At 62.8% G+C, this 16,682-nt stretch carries 14 protein-coding genes and 1 pseudogene; 7 read left to right on the top strand and 8 right to left on the bottom strand.

Features of this window, described 5'->3' with window-relative positions; all coding sequences use genetic code 11:
* Nucleotide 1: 1 nt before the first annotated feature.
* From BLR69_RS17695 to BLR69_RS17680, 4 genes are all read right to left on the bottom strand, one after another.
* A complete protein-coding gene (locus BLR69_RS17695; protein ID WP_071489908.1) occupies nt 2-556 on the bottom strand; it encodes a tetratricopeptide repeat protein in 555 nt (184 codons plus the stop codon).
* 225 nt (nt 557-781) lie between these two features.
* Entirely contained in the window at nt 782-2,065 is a 1,284-nt protein-coding gene (hemL, locus tag BLR69_RS17690) for a glutamate-1-semialdehyde 2,1-aminomutase (protein ID WP_016973898.1), read from the bottom strand.
* Nucleotides 2,066-2,082: 17 nt separating this feature from the next.
* Nucleotides 2,083-2,706 (bottom strand): thiamine phosphate synthase, encoded by a 624-nt coding sequence (gene thiE, locus BLR69_RS17685; RefSeq protein WP_071493664.1) that lies wholly within the window; start codon nt 2,704-2,706, stop codon nt 2,083-2,085.
* 18 nt (nt 2,707-2,724) lie between these two features.
* Nucleotides 2,725-3,522, bottom strand: coding sequence for a hydroxymethylpyrimidine/phosphomethylpyrimidine kinase (locus BLR69_RS17680; RefSeq protein ID WP_071493663.1), 798 nt, complete (start codon nt 3,520-3,522; stop codon nt 2,725-2,727).
* 275 nt (nt 3,523-3,797) lie between these two features.
* On the opposite strand from BLR69_RS17680, the gene BLR69_RS17675 reads away from it, so the two are divergent.
* The 4 genes from BLR69_RS17675 (at nt 3,798) to BLR69_RS17660 (ending at nt 10,272) form a co-directional block, all read left to right on the top strand.
* Nucleotides 3,798-6,188, top strand: a complete 2,391-nt coding sequence (locus BLR69_RS17675) for a hybrid sensor histidine kinase/response regulator (RefSeq protein WP_071493662.1) — start codon at nt 3,798-3,800, stop codon at nt 6,186-6,188.
* Between the two features lie 69 nt (nt 6,189-6,257).
* On the top strand, nt 6,258-7,913 hold the full coding sequence (locus BLR69_RS17670) for an acyl-CoA dehydrogenase family protein (RefSeq protein ID WP_071493661.1): 1,656 nt from the start codon (nt 6,258-6,260) through the stop codon (nt 7,911-7,913).
* Between the two features lie 179 nt (nt 7,914-8,092).
* Nucleotides 8,093-9,565, top strand: a complete 1,473-nt coding sequence (gene amn, locus BLR69_RS17665; RefSeq protein WP_161630243.1) for an AMP nucleosidase — start codon at nt 8,093-8,095, stop codon at nt 9,563-9,565.
* Nucleotides 9,566-9,636: 71 nt separating this feature from the next.
* Nucleotides 9,637-10,272: a pseudouridine synthase gene (locus BLR69_RS17660; protein WP_071493660.1), complete on the top strand. Its 636-nt coding sequence runs from the start codon at nt 9,637-9,639 to the stop codon at nt 10,270-10,272.
* Here the strand turns inward: BLR69_RS17660 and BLR69_RS17655 are convergent.
* Nucleotides 10,267-10,476, bottom strand: a complete 210-nt coding sequence (locus BLR69_RS17655; protein WP_025999909.1) for a DUF2788 domain-containing protein — start codon at nt 10,474-10,476, stop codon at nt 10,267-10,269. The genes BLR69_RS17660 and BLR69_RS17655 overlap by 6 nt on opposite strands.
* 76 nt (nt 10,477-10,552) lie before the next feature.
* Here BLR69_RS17655 and BLR69_RS31200 point away from each other — a divergent pair.
* Nucleotides 10,553-10,675 (top strand): annotated as a pseudogene (locus BLR69_RS31200) (outer membrane lipoprotein carrier protein LolA); the annotation flags it as partial.
* Between the two features lie 11 nt (nt 10,676-10,686).
* On the opposite strand, the gene BLR69_RS17650 reads toward BLR69_RS31200, so the two are convergent.
* Nucleotides 10,687-11,166, bottom strand: a complete 480-nt coding sequence (locus BLR69_RS17650) for an Lrp/AsnC family transcriptional regulator (protein WP_003194418.1) — start codon at nt 11,164-11,166, stop codon at nt 10,687-10,689.
* A gap of 397 nt (nt 11,167-11,563) precedes the next feature.
* Here BLR69_RS17650 and BLR69_RS17645 point away from each other — a divergent pair, with 397 nt between their 5' ends.
* Entirely contained in the window at nt 11,564-12,598 is a 1,035-nt protein-coding gene (locus BLR69_RS17645; RefSeq protein ID WP_071493659.1) for a DUF6515 family protein, read from the top strand.
* Here BLR69_RS17645 and BLR69_RS17640 read toward each other — a convergent pair.
* Entirely contained in the window at nt 12,595-13,488 is an 894-nt protein-coding gene (locus tag BLR69_RS17640; RefSeq protein ID WP_071493658.1) for a cation diffusion facilitator family transporter, read from the bottom strand. The two genes, BLR69_RS17645 and BLR69_RS17640, sit on opposite strands and share 4 nt — an antisense overlap.
* A gap of 9 nt (nt 13,489-13,497) precedes the next feature.
* The gene (locus tag BLR69_RS17635) at nt 13,498-13,917 is read right to left on the bottom strand and encodes a polyribonucleotide nucleotidyltransferase (RefSeq protein ID WP_071493657.1); all 420 of its coding nucleotides are present in this window, start codon (nt 13,915-13,917) and stop codon (nt 13,498-13,500) included.
* A gap of 252 nt (nt 13,918-14,169) precedes the next feature.
* Between BLR69_RS17635 and hrpB the strand changes: the two genes are divergently transcribed.
* Nucleotides 14,170-16,680 carry an ATP-dependent helicase HrpB gene (hrpB, locus tag BLR69_RS17630; RefSeq protein WP_071493656.1) on the top strand — a complete coding sequence of 837 codons (2,511 nt, stop codon included), beginning with the start codon at nt 14,170-14,172 and terminating at the stop codon, nt 16,678-16,680.
* The last annotated feature ends 2 nt before the right edge of the window (nt 16,681-16,682 follow it).

Raw genomic sequence — 16,682 nt, 5'->3', positions numbered from 1 at the left:
GTCAGGGCAGGGGTGAGAAGGGCGAACGCCCATCGGCGCTCTGCAGTTCCAAAAGGTAATTGCGGAAAATCTGGCCCAGCACCTGGGTCGCCACTTCCAGTTCATCGCGCTGCATGTGCTCGGCGACTTCGTCGGCGGTGTCCAGCGCGTCTTCAGCGCCGTTGACCGCGGCCATTTTCAGCACGATATACGCCTGGACGTTATTGGCCGGCACCCCTTCGCCCTTGAAGAACATGTTGCCCAGTTGGAATTGCGCCTGGGCATGGCCCTGCAACGAGGCTTTCTCGAAGTAGCTCAAGGCCTTGTTGAGGTCGCGGGCAGGGTTCTTGCTGTCGTGGAAGTACTCGCCCAACTCGTATTGCGCCTGCGCATCCCCGCCGTCGGCCTGTTTCTGGCACGCGCTCAGGGCTTCGGCCTGGCTGTCTGGCTGGGTATTGAGGGTGCAACGACCCATCGCTGGGATTAACAACGAGTTGCCGCCTGCTTGTGCATGTGCCAGCAGCGGCTGAAGGAGCAACAGGCAGCCCAGTACCAGGGTGCGGCCGGTGCGTTTCATGGGAATCGACTTACCTCTGACGGGGCACGCGGACCCTCGGGGGATCCAATAAGCGCGCATTATGAAATAAGCAGGCCTCTGCTTACAAAGTCTTTACTCGTTTTTCTGCTGCTTGGGCAAGTTATCTGCCGGATTGCAGGTGAATTCTCGGAAAAACTCGGAAATATCTGTAAGCAAAGTAGCAAATCAGACACCGTTTGCGCGGTGCCTGATGGTTGCGGCCTATTACTTCAGTGCGGCGAAGGCGCGTTCGGCGGCGTCGAGGGTCAGTTTCAGCTCGGCTTCGCCATGGGCGATCGAGGTGAAGCCGGCTTCGAAAGCGCTCGGTGCCAGGTACACGCCGCCTTCCAGCATCAGGTGGAAGAAGCGTTTGAACAGATCGGCATCGCTGCCCATCACGTCATCAAAGGTGACGATATCGTCGGCGCCGCTGAAGTACAGGCCGAACATGCCGCCGGCCTGGGTGGTGACAAATGGAATGCCAGCGGCATCGGCGCGCTGTTGCAGGCCGTCGAGCAGGCGTGTGGTGTAGTCGGTCAGCTCGGCGTGGAAGCCTGGGCGGCTGATCAGGCGCAGGGTGGTGAGGCCGGCGGCCATGGCCAGTGGGTTACCCGACAAGGTGCCCGCCTGATACACCGGGCCCAGCGGCGCGATGTGCTGCATGATCTCGCGCTTGCCGCCGAAGCAGCCCACCGGCATGCCGCCGCCGATGATCTTGCCGAAGGTGCTCAGGTCCGGCGTGACGCCGTAGTGCGCCTGGGCGCCGCCGAGGGCGACGCGGAAACCGGTCATCACTTCGTCGAAAATCAGCACCACACCGTGTTTGTCGCACTGCTCGCGCAGGCCTTCGAGAAAGCCCGGCGCCGGCGGTACGCAGTTCATGTTGCCGGCCACCGGTTCGACGATGATGCACGCCACATCCTGGCCCACTTCATTGAGCATCTGCTCGACGGCGGCGATGTCGTTGAACGGCAGGGTCAGGGTGTGTTTGGCAAACGCCGCCGGTACACCGGCCGAGCTTGGCACGCCCTGGGTCAGCAGGCCGGAACCGGCCTTGACCAACAGGCTGTCGGAGTGGCCATGGTAGCAACCTTCGAACTTGATGATGCTGTCGCGGCCGGTGAAACCACGGGCCAGGCGGATCGCGCTCATGGTGGCTTCGGTGCCGGAGCTGACCATGCGCACCATTTCCATCGACGGTACGATCGAGCAGACCAGGTCCGCCATCTCGGTTTCCATGGCGGTCGGCGCGCCGTAGGACAGGCCGTGTTCCAGCTGTTTGCGCACCGCATCCAGCACGTCCGGGTGGCTGTGGCCGAGAATCATCGGGCCCCAGGAACCCACGTAGTCCACGTAGCGCTTGTCATCTTCGTCGGTGACGTAGGCGCCTTCGGCATGCTTGAAGAACAGCGGCGTACCGCCCACGCTCTTGAACGCACGCACGGGGGAGTTCACACCGCCGGGGATGTGTTTCTGGGCATTGGCAAACAGCGTTTCGGAACGGGACATGATGAGGCTCTCTAAAATCAAATCTTAAGAAGGGCGTTGAACGCGCGGGCTCGGCGCGTGACTTCCTGGGTTGTGTCGGCGCCAAACAGGCCGTGCACCACCGCCAGCAGGTCGGCACCGTGGGCCACCAGGGGCTCGGCGTTCTCCAGGGTAATGCCGCCGATCACGCAGATTGGCAACTGCAGGCGCGCCCGGGCCTGGGCCAGCATCTCGACAGTGGCGGCAGGCGCGCCGGGCTTGGTGTTGGAATTGAAAAAACGACCGAAGGCGACGTAGCTGGCGCCTTCCTTGGCCGCCTGCTCGGCCAGTTCGATCTGGCTGTGGCAGGTGGAACCGATGATGGCCTTGGAGCCAAGCAGGGCGCGGGCCGGGGTCAGCGGGCCGTCGGTCTGGCCCAGGTGCACGCCGACGCCGAGGCGTGCGGCCAGTTCGGCGTCGTCGTTGATAATGAGTTGGGTCTTGTAGCGCGAACACAGCTCTCGCAGCTTCTCTGCTTCACGCAGGCGCCGGGCTTCGTCGCTGCTTTTGTCGCGGTATTGCAGCAGGGTCACGCCACCGTCCAGCGCCGCTTCGACGTAGGCGAGGAATTTGCCGGCCAACAGTTGGCTGTCGGTAATGGCGTAAAGGCCACGTAGTTTCATCAGGCAGGCCTCGTGCTGTTAAGAGCAGAAATCCAGCGGCAGACGGCGCGGCACAAACTGGCCCTGGCCGAGTTGTTCGGCGTCACGCAGGGTGCGCCAAGTGTAGTTGAGGGCCGATTGCACGGCGCTGGCCAGGCCTTCGCCCTGGGCCAGACGCCCAGCCAGTGCGCTGGCCAGCGTGCAGCCCGAACCGTGATAGCTACCGGGCAGGCGCTGGCAGGTAAAGGTCTGACGTGTGCCGTCACGGCTATACAGTCGGTTATGCACTTCGTGCTCATCGCCATGCCCACCGGTAATCAGCAGGTGTTTGATGAACGGCAACAGCTTCTCGGCGCACTCGTCCGCCGTGCCTTCAGGCAGTTCGGCAAGGATGCGAGCTTCCGGCAGGTTCGGTGTGGCAATCAGTGACAACGGCAACAGCCGCTCGCGCATCGCATAGCCCACTTCGTCCTTGCCCAGGCTGCCGCCGCCGCCGGCGCGCAGTACCGGGTCGCACACCACCGGCAGGTGCGGATGCGCCTGCAACAGTTCGACCACGGTGTCGACCATCGCGGTGGAGCCGAGCATGCCGAGCTTGACCGCCGCCACTTCGGAGTCGGCGAGCACGGCATTGGCCTGGGCCAGCACCCACTCGCGGTCGAGCACGCGGAAATCGCTGACGTTGACCGTGTTCTGCACAGTCAGCGCGGTGACGGCCGGAGCCGCATGGCAACCCTGGGCGAGCAGGGCTTCGATATCTGCCTGCAAGCCGGCGCCACCACTGGGATCATGGCCGGAGAGACAGAGGACAACGGGGCGAGAGCTGTAGATATTCATGGTGCGCGAGCTTACCACCAAACGCTTTTGGCGGGGCTGTTGCGCGAAGGAGGATTTTCACCGCGGGTGGAAGGTTTCAGCAACCCAAATGAGTGCGCGCGAATTGCTGAAAGCCCCGTTCTAGAGCCTTTCAAAAAATTATTTCAATGGTGTCTAATAGCCTTTAGTGGCTATGCTAGAGTGGATCCAAACGACTAACTGTATTGCCGGTATACGTCTTCTCAAAAGGAATGGGGGGCTTTTTGACATAACCGGACAGGCCACGCTGGGGCTCTATGCGCTATTTGCTGATTTTATTGTTGTGCGGGCTGCCGATGCTCGCCAGCGCCATTGAGTTCAACCAGGACACGCGAAGCCTGCCGCTGGGGCGAGCCCTGCAAGTGCTCGAAGACCCCACCGATGCCCTCACCATCGCCGATGTCAGCGCACCCTCCGCCGTCACGCTATTCAAATCCCACGATAAAGACACGCTCAATGCCGGTTACTCACGTTCGGTGTTCTGGCTCAAAGTCAATCTGCACTACCTGCCCAAGAATCCCGAAGCTCAGCGTACCTGGTTGCTGGAGCTGGCCTACCCGCCGCTCGACCATCTGGATCTGTACCTGCCCGACAGCACCGGCACCTATCGCCTCGCCGGGCGCACAGGGGATGCGTTGCCGTTTGCCGCCCGTGAGATTCGCCAGAACAACTACCTGTTCAAGCTCGACTTCACGCCGGGCGAAGCAAAAACCGTCTACCTGCGCCTGCAAAGCGAAGGCTCGATCCAGGCGCCGTTGACGCTGTGGTCCAGCACCGCGTATCTGGAGCAACAGCCGCTGCGCCTGTATGTGTTGGGCCTGATCTATGGCGTGTTGCTGGGCATGCTGGTGTACAACCTGTTCATCTATCTCAGCGTGCGCGACACCAGCTACCTCTATTACATCCTGTATATCGCTTCATTCGGCATGTACCAGCTGTCGGTCAATGGCGCGGCAGTGGAGTACTTCTGGCCGGACAACCCGTGGTGGGCGAATGCCGCGACACCGTTCCTGATTGGCTCGGCGGCGTTGTTCGGCAGCCTGTTTGCGCGCAGCTTTCTGCACACGGCCCAGCACAGTCGCTGGATCAACCGTCTGTTGCTGGCGCTGGTGGCGTGCGGCGGTGTGGTGATGCTGCTGTCGTTGATGACCAGCTATGCGCTAGCGCTGCGCCTGGCCACCGGCTTGGCACTGGTGTTTACCGTGACCATCTTTGTCGCAGCCATCAAGGCCTGGTATTGCGGGCAGCGGGTGGCGCGCTATTTCATCATCGCCTGGTCGGCGTTCCTGCTCGGCGGGGTGGTGAATACCCTGATGGTTTTGGGCTACCTGCCGAATGTGTTCCTGACCATGTACGCCAGCCAGATCGGTTCGGCGATCGAAGTGGCGCTGTTGTCCCTGGCCCTGGCAGACCGCATCAACGCGATGCGCGAGCAACAGGCGCAGATCCTGTTCGATGCCAGCCAGAAGCTCGAAGTGCTCAACCTGCAATTGGCCCGCAGCAACCGCCTGAAGGATGAATTCCTCGCCACCCTGACCCACGAATTGCGCACCCCGATGAACGGCGTGATCGGCTCCCTCGAACTCATGCAGACGGTGCCGCTGGATGCGGACATGGCGCAATACCAGCAAACCGCCGCCGGCTCGGCGCGGGACATGATGCGCATGGTCAACGGTATCCTTACCCTCACCGAGCTGCAGGCCGGGCGCCTGGTTGCACAGCCCAAGGTGTTCAGCCTGCGCGGTACGCTCGACACCTTGCGCCAGCAGTTCAGCGCCAGCGCCCAGAGCAAGGGCCTGGCGTTTTCCATCGACGTGGCGGACGAGCTGCCGGACCGTGTGCTGGGCGACGCCGACAAACTGTTGCAGTGCCTCGATTGCCTGCTGGATAACGCCTTTAAATTCACCCACGAAGGTTCGGTGCGCCTGCGGGTGGTTGGCGTGCCCCACAGCGACGGCCTCCTGCGCCTGAGCTTTATCGTCACCGATACCGGGATCGGCTTTGCTTTCCTTGACGAGGCCACCCTGTACCAGCGCTTCTTCCAGCTGGATGGCTCCACCACCCGTGAATACGGTGGCCTGGGCATCGGCCTGGCCATCTGCCGGCAACTGATCGAGCTGCTGGGCGGGCGCCTTACCCATCATTCCGAACCGCGCAAAGGCAGCCGCTTCCAACTGGAGGTGGAGGTCCGCCCGGTCGCGCCCGAGTCCAAGCCAGCGCCGGACAAGCAACGTGCGCCCCAGGAGTGCTCGGTGCTGCTGGTGGATGACAACAGCGTCGGCCAGTTGGCGGTGCGCGGCATGCTGCTCAAGCTCGGTTACCGGGTGAAAACCGTGGACAGCGGCCCGAACGCGTTGGCGGCGTTGCAGGCGGCGGATTTCGACGCAGTGCTGTTGGATATTCCCGAGGGTGGTTTCTCGTTGTGCTGTCAGATTCGTGCGCTGCCGGGCTGTGGCGAATTACCAGTGATTGCCTTGAGCACGTCGCTGAAGGTGTCGGAACGTGAGGGGTGCCATGGCATCGGGATTTCCGAGCGCCTGGCCAAGCCTGTGCGTTTCGAGGCATTGCAGGCGGTGTTGGAGCGTCGGTTGTTGCACCCTTTAGAGGGCAAAAGCGCCGGACAATCGGCGGGTATGCCACTTTTTTAAGGGGTATGACGGTGCTTAACTGAAAAGCAGGCCTCAACTGAACGTGGCCTTTTTTCTTGGAGGCCCGTCATGAACCTGCATCAATTTGCCGAAACCCACGACGTCACCAACCAGCCGCCGTCCCTGGATGGCGCCAACCTGTACCGTATCGACTTGCCCCTGCAGGAATGGTCGCGTCGCTTTGGCGCCGGCTGGGCGCAGGCGCGTATCGATGCCTACGGTGCGTTGGCGGGCGGGCCGTTGATGGACGCCGGGTTCCTGGCCAACCATAACAAGCCGGTGTTCAACAGCCATGACCGGTATGGTCATCGCATCGACCTCGTGGAGTTTCATCCGGCTTATCACGAACTGATGCGCACCGCCGTCGAACACGGTTTGCCCTCCTTGCCCTGGGCCCATCCGCAGTCCGGCGCCCACGTGGCCCGCGCCGCCATGACCTACCTGCACAGCCAGGCCGAAGCCGGTACCGGCTGCCCGCTGACCATGACCTTCGCCTGTGTGCCAGCGCTGCGTTTGCAGCCGGACCTGGCCAATATCTGGGTGCCGAAAGTCCTCAATAACCAATACGATTCGCGCAACGTTGGCATCGCCCACAAGGCCGGTGCCACCATCGGCATGGCCATGACCGAGAAGCAGGGCGGCACCGATGTGCGGGCCAACACCACCCGCGCTTACCCGGTGGGCACCGGCGGGCCAGGGCAGGCCTATGAACTGGTGGGCCACAAGTGGTTCTGTTCGGCACCGATGTGCGACGCGTTCCTCACCTTGGCCCAGACCGACAAAGGTCTCACCTGCTTCCTGCTGCCCCGGCACCGTCCGGATGACACACGCAACCAGTTCTACATCCAGCGCCTGAAAAACAAACTCGGCAACTGCTCCAATGCCTCCAGCGAAGTGGAGTTCCGGGGTGCCCTGGCCTGGATGATCGGCGAAGAAGGCCGTGGCGTGCCGACTATCATCGAGATGGTCGCCATGACTCGCTTCGATTGCATGGTCGGCTCCAGCGCCCTGATGCGCCAGGCGCTGACCCAGGCCAGCCATCACTGTGCCCACCGTGCGGTCGGCGGGCGCGTACTCAGCGAGCAGCCCCTGATGCAGAACGTACTGGCGGACCTGGCGCTGGAAAGCGAGTCCGCACTGGCCCTGAGCCTGCGCATGGGCCGGGCGCTGGATCATCTGGACGATGAACAGGAAGCCAAGTTCGCCCGGCTGGTGACGGCGGTGGGCAAGTATTGGATCTGCAAGCGCGCGCCGGCGATGATCAACGAGGCCGCTGAATGCATGGGCGGCGCGGGGTACGTCGAGGACAGCATCCTGCCGCGTCTTTACCGTGAAGCACCGGTGAACTCGACCTGGGAAGGTTCCGGCAATGTGCAGTGCCTGGACGTGCTGCGGGCGTTGTCGAAAGAGCCGGGCGTGCTGGAGGCGTTGTTTGTCGAACTGGGGGATGGGCATGGCGACAAGTTGCTTGCGCGTCATATCGAACAGCTCAAGTCGGCATTCATGGACACCCAGGATATCCAGTACCGTGCGCGACAACTTACCGAGGACATCGCCGTGGCGTTGCAGGCCAAGCTGTTGCTGGAGGCGGGGAATGCGGTGGTCAGTGATGGGTTTATCGCCAGCCGGTTGGGCGAATCGTCCGCTCGGGTATACGGCACCTTGCCGCGTGGTGTGGATGTGGCGGCGCTCGTCGCCCGCTCCACCCCCAATCCATCGGACTAAATGCAGTAAAAATATGGGAGGGGGCTTGCCCCCGATAGCGGTGTGTCAGCGATAGATGTGTTGGCTGACAGTCAGCTATCGGGGGCAAGCCCCCTTCCCACATTTACCGCATTCCAACTCTGGTGTTTCGGTGAGGCCGGGATACAGGCAAGATAAAGGCCTGCAAGTCAGAACACAGGATGCTTACCGTGACCGAAGCTTTTGTTGTCGTTCAAACCGCTGAAGAAGCCGTGGACCGGCTGGCGGCCCTGCATGAGCGTGCCACTGGCGCGCTCAATCAAGCCCTCAAGCAATACCTCAAAGACCGCGTCGAGCCCGACGCCGAGCAACGTGCGCTGTTTCGCTACCCGGAACTGCGCCTGACCTACCACTGCCACGGCGAAGTCCCACAGACCACCCGGGCGTATGCCAAGGTTCAACTACCAGGAACCTACAGCGTCACCGTCACCCATCCTGCGGCGTTCCGTAAGTACCTGCTGGAGCAACTGGTGCCGCTGATGCACGACTTCACCGTGACCGTGGAAGTCGGCGTGAGCCAGCAGAACATCCCGTACCCCTACGTGGTGGAGCAGGGCGATGAGCTGGCTGGTTCCGGTGTGACTGCCGCGACCCTGGCCCGTGTGTTCCCCAGCACCGACCTGTCGGCCGCCACCGATGGCATCGCCGATGGCCTGTACGACTGGGAAAACACCGACCCGCTGCCGCTGGCGCTGTTCGATGCGGCACGCGTGGACTTCTCCCTGCGCCGCCTGGTGCACTACACCGGTAGCGACTGGCGCCATGTGCAGCCGTGGATCCTGCTGACCAACTACCACCGTTATGTAGACCAGTTCATCCTGCATGGCCTGGAGCAACTGCGCAGCGACCCGCGCTTTATCCGCATGGTGCTGCCAGGCAACGTGGTGATCGACAAAAGCATGGACCACGGCGAAGCCTCGGCGATTGCCGCCGGCGTGGTGTGGCACCGTTACCAGATGCCGGCCTACCACCTGCAGGCCACCGATGGCCACGGCGTGACCCTGGTAAACATCGGCGTCGGCCCGTCCAACGCCAAGAACATCACCGATCACCTGGCCGTGCTGCGTCCACATTGCTGGCTGATGATCGGCCACTGTGGCGGCCTGCGCCAATCCCAGACCATCGGCGACTACGTACTGGCCCACGCTTATATGCGCCGCGACGGCATTCTCGACCGCGTGGTGCCGCCGAACATTCCGATCCCGGCGCTGGCTGAAGTGCAGCTTGCGTTGCAGCAAGCGGCCGCCAACGTTACCGGCGAAAAAGGCGAAGAGCTGAAAAAACGCCTGCGTACCGGCACCGTGTTGACCTACGACGACCGTAACTGGGAACTGCGCTGGGCCCAGGAGCGGCCACTGATCAACCTGTCCCGCGCCGTGGCCGTGGACATGGAAAGCGGCACCATCGCCGCGCAAGGCTATCGGTTGCGTGTGCCGTACGGCACCTTGTTGTGCGTATCGGACAAGCCGCTGCACAGCGAAATCAAGCTGCCGGGTTCGGCCAACGCGTTCTATGAGCGTGCGGTCAGCCAGCACTTGAAGATCGGTATCGAGGCGGTGGACCTACTGCGCACCGAACTCAACTCGCTGCACTCGCGCAAACTGCGCAGCTTCGACGAGCCGCCGTTCCGCTAAGCGGTTGGGATGGTCATTTAACGGTCAGGCCACTAGCATTGTCGGTCCTGACCGTTAGATGTTCCTTTGCCATGTCCCGTCCCACCCGTCCCGATTCGCGCCGCCCTGGCGTGAAACCCCCGTATTCCGCTGCGCGGCGTGTCGCCAAGGCGCCTCCGGCCGAGCCGAAGTTGATCCTGTTCAATAAACCGTTCGATGTGCTGACCCAGTTCAGCGACGAAGGCGGGCGCGCGACGCTCAAGGATTTCATCGATATCCCCGGCATCTACCCGGCGGGCCGCCTGGACCGTGACAGCGAAGGCCTGTTGCTGCTAACCAACGATGGTCAGTTACAGGCGCGCATCGCCGACCCCAGGCACAAGCTGGCGAAAACCTACTGGGTGCAGGTGGAAGGCGAACCCACCGAAGAACAGTTGCAGCGCCTGCGCAAAGGCGTGGAACTGAACGACGGCATGACCTTGCCCGCCGAGGCGCGGCAGTTGGATGAGCCCGAACTGTGGCCGCGCAACCCGCCCGTGCGCTTTCGCAAAAGCGTCCCGACGCACTGGCTGGAACTGGTCATTCGTGAGGGGCGCAACCGTCAGGTACGGCGCATGACCGCTGCTGTCGGTTTGCCTACCTTGCGCCTGGTGCGCGTGCGGATTGGCGATTGGTCGATCGATGGCCTCGACCAAGGCCAGTGGAAGGAAGTGCCGGCGCGCTTATAAGGCGCCGGACTCGATCAGGCCGATCACCACGCTCTTGATGATGAACGCGGCCACGCCCAGGCCCAGCACGAAGAACAGGATGAACGAGCCAAAGCGCCCGGCCTTGGACTTCTTCGCCAGGTCCCAGACGATAAAGCCCATGAAAATGATCAGGATGGTGACCAGGCCGGTCATCATCCATTCTTCGAAGAGGGCGGGGTCGATGTTGTTCATGGGGAGCTTCCGACAGGGCAAGCGGCAAGTATACGGCAGTGTTCCGGCTCAGCATTGACCTGCGTCGGTGCGTCGCACGCAGATCCCAGTAGGAGCGAGCTTGCTCGCGAAGATCGTTAACGATGACTCGGGCATCCTGAATGAGCGTGGCGCTCTCAGGTTTTTCGCGAGCAAGCTCGCTCCTACAGTTGATGTGCGCAATCAGGTGCGCAGGTGGGTCAGTGGCAGTTCGGTACTGTTCAACACCTGGTTCAGCACAAAGCTCGACCGCACGCTGGTCACACCTTCGATGCGGGTCAGATGCCCCAGCAGCAATTTCTGGTAGTGGTCCATATCTGGCACCACCACCTTCAATTGATAGTCCGCATCCATACCCGTCACCAGGCTGCACTCCAGTACTTGCGGCAGGGTGCGAATGGCCGCCTCAAAATTCTCAAAGCGCTCCGGGGTGTGGCGGTCCATGCCGATCAGCACGTAGGCCGTCAGGCTCAGGCCGAGCATCTTGCGGTCGAGCAGGGCAACCTGGCGGGCGATGTAGCCGTCGTCCTCCAACTGCTTGACCCGGCGCGAGCACGGCGAAGGCGACAAGCCGATGCGTTCGGCCAACTCCTGGTTGGAGATCCTCGCATCACGTTGCAATTCCGCCAAAATACTCAGGTCGTATCGGTCAAGCTTGCTCATTGGGTTGGCCTTTGTCGTAACTATTGCGGTGAATTATCTATCAAGGGTTAAAAATTGCGCAAGCACTGTTTATTGACGCAATCTTCGCAATCATCTGTCGGGCGCCTACGGGTATCTTTATCAACAGAATCACCGCCTGGACAACAGTCCACAGCAGCACGCCCAATCAGGCCTGCTGCGGCCGCCACCCCAGCAGGGTTGAGCCGGCCTCCAGGCTGCACACTGTCCACAAGACGGCGTGAGGTGAGCCAACGCCAAAAGCGTTGAGCACGGACGAAGTTCTCAAGGGGTGGCCGACGGGTCACCCCTTTTCTTTTGCCTGCTGATAACCTGTCCGCGAACCGGGCCTGGCTTTTCCAGTCTCATGGACAGGCCCTAATCCGCAGTGAGGAATAGCATGAAGCGCATCTGGCGTATGGCAGGTGTAGGTTTGCTGATGGTCACCGTTGGCGCCCAGGCAGTGGCCGACGAACGTGACAACGGGCCGCGCGGTGACGGCGGCGGCCAGCATGAAAGAGGGCCGGAGGGCGGGCGACCTGGGGGGGGTAATGAGCCGCCGCGTCCGCAGAACAATCAGCCTCGGCCGGAAAACAATCAGCCCCGCCCGCAGAATCAGCATTTTGATCGTGGTGGCCAAAACGGTGGTGGCCAATGGCAAGGGCGCCCCCAAGGTAATGAGCAGGGGCGGCCGCAGCCTCAACCACAGCCACAGCCGTCGAACAACCTGCCGATCCAGAGTCGCCCCGACACCGTGCGCCAGACCCAGGAACCGCGCCAGGGCTACTACCGCGACATCCCGCGCCGCAATGACGGCAACCCGCATTGGGAAGCCGGCGGCCCAGGCTCGCGCCCCGGCGATAACCGCTGGCCCGGTCGTCCCGATGGGCATGGCAATGGCTGGGGCCCAGGCCCGCAACATCGCCCAGGCTATGTAATCGACCGCTTCCCCGACCGCAACTACCGCGTGCCTTACCGAGGCCAGGATTATTTCTACTCCGGCGGCTATTGGTATCGCCCGCAAGGCCCGCGTTATGTAGTGGTGACGCCACCCTACGGCATCCGCGTGCATTACCTGCCGGACTACGCGCGCGAAGTGTGGGTAGGCAGTGCGCTGTTCTTCCTTGCGGCCGGTGCCTATTACACCTACGAAAGCAGCTCCCAGCAGTACGTGGTGGTGCAACCACCGACGCAGGTGCCGACACCGCCGCCCGCGCCGCAAGGCAATGGCTATGACGTGGTGGCGTATCCTGTCAACGGCCAATCGCCGGCCCAGGTGCAGCAGGACGGTTATGACTGTTATCGCTGGGCAGTGCAGCAAAGCGGTTTCGACCCGCAGCAAGTGACCTACGCGCCTGACCCGGCGGTGGTGCAAACCTACCGCCAGGCCCAGGGCAACTGCCTGAGCAGTCGCGGCTATCAGGTGCAGTACTAGGGTTTATTGCCCGTGACCACTTCCCGTGGGTCGGCGTGTACCAGCACTTCGGCACGCGGGTAGGCTTTGTGAATCGCATCGGCGGCCTGGTCGCTGATGCCGTGGGCCACTGACAGCGTCAATTCCCCGGGCAGTTCCAGGTGCAGTTGCACAAACCAGTGGCTGCCGGAAATCCGCGTGCGCAAATCATGCGCGCCCAATACTCCCGGTACGCCACGGGCCAGTTCCAGCATGTGCTGGCTCACGTCCGGCGGCAGTTCTTCATCCATCAACACCGCGAAGCTTTCCCGGGCGATCTGGATCGCGCTCCACAAGATGTAGGCGGCAATGCCCAGGCCGAACCAGGCGTCGACTTGATGGTAGCCAAAGCCCGCGAGCACCAGCGCCACCAGGATGCTGCCGTTGAGCATCAGGTCCGAGCGATAGTGCAGCGAATCGGCGCGCACGGCGTTGGAGCCGGTTTCGCGGATCACCCGGTGTTGCAGCATCAACAACGCCACAGTCAGCACCAGGGAAAACACAATCACGCCAATGCTCAGCCACGGTGCGCCGACCGGCTCCGGGTGTTGCAGGCGCTGGTAGGCCTGGAATGCGATCAGCACCGCGCTGCCGCCGATAAACAGCGCCTGGGCCATGCCGGACAGCGATTCGGCCTTGCCATGCCCATAGCGGTGATCGTCATCGGCAGGGCGCAGGGCGTAGTGCACTGCGAGCAAATTCAACAGCGAGGTCACGCCGTCCAACAGCGAGTCGGTCAACCCGGCGAGCATGCTCACCGAGCCGCTGAGCCACCAGGCGATGGCCTTGGTGATAATCAGCGCACAGGCCACGCCCACCGAAGCGCGGGTGGCCAGGCGCAAGAGCCTGGCGTGTTCGGGACTGCTGGTCATGGACGGTCCTTAGGCAGCGGGTTGCAGGCCCAGGGATGCGAGTTGCTGCACGCTGCCCTTGAACTGGATCATGCGCGGGTCATCCAGCGGCAGGCGGTGGCCGGTTTCCTTCTGGATGATGCTTTGCAGCTTGGCGTTGTCGACCTTGCCATCGGCGCCGATGGCGTCGTGGAGTTTGGCCGGGTCGACCTGGGCGGTCTTGCCCGGTTCGAAATAGATGGCGCCGGTGGCGAAGTCCACCCCGAAGGCGATCAGGCCGGGGATCACATAGAACAGCAGGCCCACGGCATCGAGCACGGCGATGGTCGGGTCGATCTTACCGTCGATCTGGCCACGACGGTCCGGGTAGAAGATCGAACCGCAGGCCGTCAATTGGCTCAGCAGGGTGACGGCGAGGACACCGCCGATGACACGGGAAGCGATACGCATAACATTCTCCTGAACACGATTTAAAGAGGACTATAAGCTAGATCGGCTGAACGACGCCGTTCCAATGTGGGAGCTGGCTTGCCTGCGATTGCGGTGGTTCAGTCAGAAGTGCATTGGCTGACACGCCGCAATCGCAGGCAAGCCAGCTCCCACCTTTGATTGCATTCGCAATTGAAGTGGGTGGCGTTTCTGAGACCATCGTCGGCACTCGGCAGTTCGCCGTTATACTCGCCGCTCTGCTTTGGAGCCAGTATGAATTCGTTGCCGATCGATGAAGTTTTACCCGCCCTGCGTGACGCCTTGGCGAATCGCCATGAAGCCGTGCTGGAAGCACCGCCCGGCGCCGGTAAAACCACCCGTGTGCCTTTGGCGTTATTGAACGAGCCCTGGCTGGCCGGGCAGACCATCCTGATGCTCGAACCTCGCCGCCTGGCCGCCCGTGCGGCGGCCGAACGCTTGGCCAGCGAGCTGGGAGAAAAGGTCGGTGAAACCGTCGGCTACCGCATTCGCCTCGACAGCAAAGTCGGCCCCAACACGCGTATCGAAGTGGTCACCGAAGGCATCCTCACCCGTCGCCTGCAAGACGACCCTGCGCTGGAGGGCGTGGGCCTGTTGATCTTCGACGAATTCCACGAGCGCAGCCTCGATGCCGACCTGGCGCTAGCGCTGAGCCTCAACGGCCGCGAGCTGTTTCGCGACGAGCAACCGCTGAAAATTCTGCTGATGTCCGCCACCCTCGAAGGCGAGCGCCTGGCCAGCCTGCTGGACGACGCGCCGATCCTGCGCAGCCAAGGGCGCATGTTCCCGGTGCAGATGCGCTGGGGCCGCCCTTATCAGCCCGGCGAATTTATCGAACCGCGCGTGGTGCAGACCATCCTCGAAGCCCTGCATGACGAAACCGGCAGTGTGCTGGTGTTCTTGCCGGGGCAGGCGGAGATTCGCCGGGTCAATCAGCAATTAGCGGATGCCCTGGGCGAGCGCAGCGATGTGCTGTTGTGCCCGCTGCATGGCGAACTGGACCTCAATGCCCAACGCGCCGCCATCGACCCGGCGCCTGCCGGTAAACGCAAAGTGGTGCTGGCGACCAATATTGCCGAGACCAGCCTCACCATCAACGGCGTGCGTGTAGTGATCGATGCTGGGCTGGCACTGGTTCCGCGTTTCGACCCGGGCAGCGGCATGACCCGCCTCGACACCCAGCGTATTTCTCGCGCTAGCGCCACCCAGCGCGCCGGTCGGGCAGGGCGCCTGGAGCCGGGCGTGTGTTATCGCCTATGGTCTGAGGACCAACACGAAGGCCTGGCCGCCTATGGCAGCGCGGAAATCCTCGCCGCCGACCTGGCCGGCCTGGCCCTGCAGTTGGCGCGCTGGGGCGTCACGCCCACCCAACTGGTGTGGCTGGATGTGCCGCCCACCGCCGCGTATGCCCAGGCCCAGGATTTGCTGGTGCGTCTCGGCGCGTTGAATGACGACACACTCACCGCCCACGGCCAGAAAATGGCCGAACTGCCGGCCCACCCGCGTATCGCCCATCTGCTGTTGCGCGGGCAGGACCTGGGGCTGGCAAGCACCGCGTACGATGTCGCCGCGCTGTTGGGCGAGCGCGACATCCTGCGCGGCGGCGGTGCGGATTTACACAGTCGCCTGGCGCTGCTGTCCGGTGAAGAACGCGCGCGCGGTACTCAAGGCGGCGTGCAACGGGCCAAACAATTGGCCCGACAATATCGCGGCTACTTGAGAGGTCAGGCCACGCAACCCGTGGCGGATCCCGATCATCCGCGTTGGCTCGGCGCTCTGTTGGCGCTGGCCTATCCGGACCGCGTCGCCCAGCAACGTCGCCCAGGCGGCGCCGAATACCGCCTGGCCAACGGTCGTGCCGCGCTGTTCGCCGAGGCCGACAGTTTGATGAAACAGCCCTGGCTGGTGATTGCCGACCTGGGCAGCCGCCAGGGCCAGCGTGAAGAGCGCATCTACCTGGCGGCTGATTTTGACCCGGCGCTGTTCGACACGGTGCTTGCCGAGCAGGTGCGCAACGTCGATCAACTTGACTGGGACGAGCGCGAAGGCGTGCTACGCGCCGAGCGCCAACGCAAAGTCGGCGAACTGGTGCTCAGCCGCGAACCGCTCACCGGCCTCGACGAGTCCGCGCGCAGCCAGGCGCTGGTCAACCTGGTGCGTCGCAAAGGCCTGGAGCTGCTGCCGTGGACGCCGGAACTGCGCCAATGGCAGGCCCGCGTCATGCTGCTGCGCCACCTCGACGCCGGCAAAGCCAGCGAATGGCCGGATATCAGCGATAAGGCTTTGCTCGCCAGCCTCGAACACTGGCTGATGCCTTACCTGGGCAAAGTCTCGCGTCTGAGCCATTTTGCCAATCTGGATATTTCCAGCTTCTTGCATAACCTGCTGCCATGGCCGCTGCCTCAGCGTCTGGACGAGCTGGCGCCGCAGCATGTGAAAGTGCCGTCGGGCTCGTCGGTGCGGCTGGACTACAGCGAACAGCCGCCGATCCTGGCGGTGCGCTTGCAGGAATTGTTCGGGCTGGCCGACACCCCGCGCATTGCTGGTGGGCGCCAGGTGGTCAAGTTGCACCTGTTGTCCCCTGCCCGGCGACCGGTGCAGGTGACGCAGGATCTGGCGAACTTCTGGCGCAGTACCTACGCCGAGGTGAAGAAGGATCTGAAGGGGCGCTACCCCAAGCATTACTGGCCGGATGATCCGTTGGTGGCCGAGGCAACAGCGCGGATCAAACCCCGCAAGTCGTAACA

Origin of the sequence: Pseudomonas azotoformans, from assembly GCF_900103345.1 — a bacterium.
In the GTDB taxonomy this organism is placed as follows: Bacteria; Pseudomonadota; Gammaproteobacteria; order Pseudomonadales; family Pseudomonadaceae; genus Aquipseudomonas; species Aquipseudomonas azotoformans.
Note: the sequence above shows the minus strand (reverse complement) of the source record. Positions and strands in the feature narration are given on the sequence as shown.